The organism is Methylobacterium sp., assembly GCF_028290105.1.
Classification (GTDB): domain Bacteria; phylum Pseudomonadota; class Alphaproteobacteria; order Rhizobiales; family Beijerinckiaceae; genus Methylobacterium.
On the sequence record NZ_JAQGKL010000112.1, the window covers coordinates 1 to 2617 of the forward strand.

Annotated in this window: 3 protein-coding genes and 1 tRNA gene; all 4 read right to left on the reverse strand. The window is 67.4% G+C overall.

Going from position 1 to position 2617, the window contains the following annotated elements:
• Nucleotides 1–32: 32 nt before the first annotated feature.
• Nucleotides 33–108 (reverse strand) — tRNA-Phe (locus tag JWQ05_RS08430).
• Between the two features lie 106 nt (nucleotides 109–214).
• Nucleotides 215–439, reverse strand: a complete 225-nt coding sequence (yacG, locus tag JWQ05_RS08435; RefSeq protein WP_299657502.1) for a DNA gyrase inhibitor YacG — start codon at nucleotides 437–439, stop codon at nucleotides 215–217.
• Complete coding sequence (locus tag JWQ05_RS08440) at nucleotides 436–1080, reverse strand: Maf-like protein (RefSeq protein ID WP_299657504.1); 645 nt, start codon at nucleotides 1078–1080, stop codon at nucleotides 436–438. Before JWQ05_RS08440 ends, yacG begins: the two co-directional genes overlap by 4 nt.
• Nucleotides 1081–1607: 527 nt before the next feature.
• On the reverse strand, nucleotides 1608–2617 hold a 1010-nt coding region (locus tag JWQ05_RS08445; RefSeq protein ID WP_299657506.1), incomplete at its 5' end, for a GNAT family N-acetyltransferase.

A 2617-nucleotide genomic window follows, 5' to 3' on the forward strand; every position in this document is an offset into this window, starting at 1 on the left:
CTTCTTTGCGCTTCAGCCACTTAGGAGGTGGATGGTGCCCAGGGACGGAATCGAACCGCCGACACTGCGATTTTCAGTCGCATGCTCTACCAACTGAGCTACCTGGGCCTTCGCCGGTTCGCGAGAGCGGCACCGGCTGGAGCGGGGGTATAGGGGGTGGATTGCGGCCTGTCCAGCCTTGTTCGCGAGAGATTGTGGGGACGGGCTGGAGGCCTCAATCCAGGTCGCGTTTCGGCGATCCCGTGCCCTCGGCGTCCTCGTCTTCGTCGTCGGCGGTGGGGATAGCGTAGCGGTCGGTGAGCCAGCGTCCGAGATCGATGTCGGCGCAGCGCGTCGAGCAGAAGGGCGTCAGGGCCGGATCGGCTGGCTTGCGACAGATCGGGCAGGGCTCGGCCTTGGCCGGCCGGCCGCGGAGAGGGGACGGATCAGACGCGCTCACAAGGGGCCTCCCCAGGCTTGGCGGACGGGAAACCCTTCGCCTTCGAGGAGGCTCAAGGTCTCGTACAGCGGCAAGCCGACCACCGCGCTGTGCGAACCCACGAGTTTGACCACGAAGGCCGCAGCGAGGCCCTGGATGGCGTAGCCGCCGGCCTTGCCGCGCCATTCGTCCGAGGCAAGGTAGGCCTCGATCTCGCGCGACGAGAGGCGCTTGAAGCGGACCCGGGTCTCGACCACGCGCTCGCGGCGCGCGTCCTTGGGCGAGAGCACGCAGACCGCCGTGTAGACCCGGTGCTGGCGCCCCGAGAGCAGGCGCAGGCAATCGGCCGCCTCGTCAGGCAGCTCCGCCTTCGGCAGCACCCGGCGCCCCACCGCCACCACCGTATCGGCGGCGATCAGGTAGGCCTCGCGCATGTCGTCGCGCCGCCGCGCCGCCGACGCTGCCACGGCGAGCTTTTCGCGGGCCAAGCGACGGGCGAGTTCGCGCGGCGTCTCGGACTTGTGCGGCGCCTCGTCGATATCGGCGGGCAGGAGCGCATCGGGCTCGATGCCCGCCTGCTGTAGCAGGGCAAGGCGCCGCGGCGAGGCCGAGGCAAGGACGAGGCGAGCGCGCCGGGGGGCGGGGTCTTCAAGCGTGGTCACGTGCGAACCGTCATGCGCGGGGGTTGCATCCTGTGGGGCTTCAAATCAACGAGGCGTGGCCTCGACCCGGGCGCGGCCGCAGACACACGGCTCCGCGCAGGCGCGGTCGGAAGCTCTATCGGAAACCCCGTGGCTTGTGAACGCGCCCGCCACCCACCCCGCGTCCGTGGACAAGGCCGGCGGCACCGGCATCGCCTCGTGATCGCGAGCCAGCCAACGGCTGTGGTTGATCCAACCGAAGGTACGTTCGATGATCCATCACTGGGGCTAGAGGGCGCAGCCTTTCAGCCGCTCTTCGGGCACGACGATCTCGATCGGTGATGGTGGTTGCCATGCCTAAGGGGCTCGCCTCCGCAGGCGCGGTCGGGGAGCAATGCGCCAGAAACGGCTACAGTCGGCGTGAGGCGCACAATGGCGCGACAATACCATGACTGTTGTGAAGCTTGGCCAAGCGAGACGGTCGCTATTGCCACTCGCCCAAAAGCCAAGCTGCTCAGCCCATTATGAAACGAGGGCGTACCACCGCTTCAGATGGCGTGTCTACGAAGCCATCGGCGGGCCTTCTGAACTTGCGTGAACCACACCGGGTGGTTGCGCAGCCAAGCTTTGGCCGCCGATGAGCGATACAGAACCTCTGTCACGATGCGACCGCGAAGACTAACGACCTGCACGAGTTCCTGAAGGTCGCGGGTTTGCACGCCAAAATCCTCCTTGTAGGGCATCACACCCACGGTGAAGTCGAAATACGCGAGCCCCTCCGCGCGGGCCCACTGCATGCATTCCGCGGCAGCGTGCAGGCCCGGTGAGGTGTTGCGCCACTGGCCTCCCATCATGGTCAGCAGGATGCCGTGGAAGGTACCTGCATGGACGAGACCGTAGGCCGCAGCGATCCAAGTGCCGCCGACCGACAGGCCGAACAGCCGGACCGGTCCGCCGGACAAGCCTGCATGGGCGCCAGCACGATAGAACGCCTCCACGTCCGGACGCGACAGCAGATCGAAGCGTCCGATCTCGGAGAAACGGGTCCGGCGCTGCTCCACCAGGGCATCGAAGATCACGTCGATCTCGGCTGAGGTCGATGCCCTGACGAACGCGACCTCACCCTGCCGGTCGAGGCGGCGGCGCAGCTTGGCCATGTCCTTGCGCGTGCTCGGGCGGCAGAGTCGGTCGAGCAGCGTCTCGGGATCGCCGTCGAGAGCGACACCCGATGCCTGCATCTCCATGCGGCGGCATCCGTCCAAAGCCGCCAGGGGATTGGGGCGGCCTTGGACGTGAAGCGGAATCCGACTGATCCGAATGAGGTCGGCGCGCGGCAGCACGGCTCGGATTGCGTTCCAGATCTGCTCCATCGCGTCTGGTCCGAGATCGATCCCGGGGGCGAGCAACGGCGCTGCGTAGTCGCAGACGCCGAGGTCGAGCCAGGTCACGACCCGGTAGCCCCGGTGCCGCACCAGCGCGAAGGGAAGCAACATGATCGCGTGGCCGCTGCTGGCCTTGAGTACCTCGATGACGATCGGCTCGGCCTGCGTCGGCCCGG